This is a genomic window from Acinetobacter psychrotolerans, assembly GCF_048552595.1.
Lineage (GTDB): Bacteria > Pseudomonadota > Gammaproteobacteria > Pseudomonadales > Moraxellaceae > Acinetobacter.
The window spans coordinates 1-318 of sequence record NZ_JBIMDK010000054.1 but is presented as its reverse complement, the minus strand read 5'-3'; the positions used below and the strand labels follow the sequence as shown (position 1 = coordinate 318).

Here is a 318-nt window from a genome sequence, read left to right as displayed (position 1 = left end):
GCCGAACATTGGCGAATTGGCAAGCCCCATCGACAATAATGCTTCGATCTGTAAACGACTCGAGCCGACAGCATTCATAACGCAGGGTAATGATTCACGTGTGGTCACACGACGATTAATATGAATAGGGCTTTGAATATTTTTTTCTTTTAAATTGTCATTGATTTGCGGGCGCGCGCCATGCACGAGAATCAAGCGGAGACCCAGCGAGTGGAGAAGTGCAATATCATGAATAATATGCTGAAAATTTTGATCTTGAACGGCTTCACCACCAACCATCAAAACAAATGTTTTATCACGATGAGCATTGATATAGGG

General features: G+C 43.1%; 1 protein-coding gene. It reads right to left on the bottom strand.

Annotated elements, in window-relative coordinates; all coding sequences use genetic code 11:
* A partial coding sequence (locus ACG94X_RS16825; RefSeq protein WP_514131879.1) for an amino acid kinase family protein occupies positions 1–318 on the bottom strand: 318 nt, incomplete at both ends.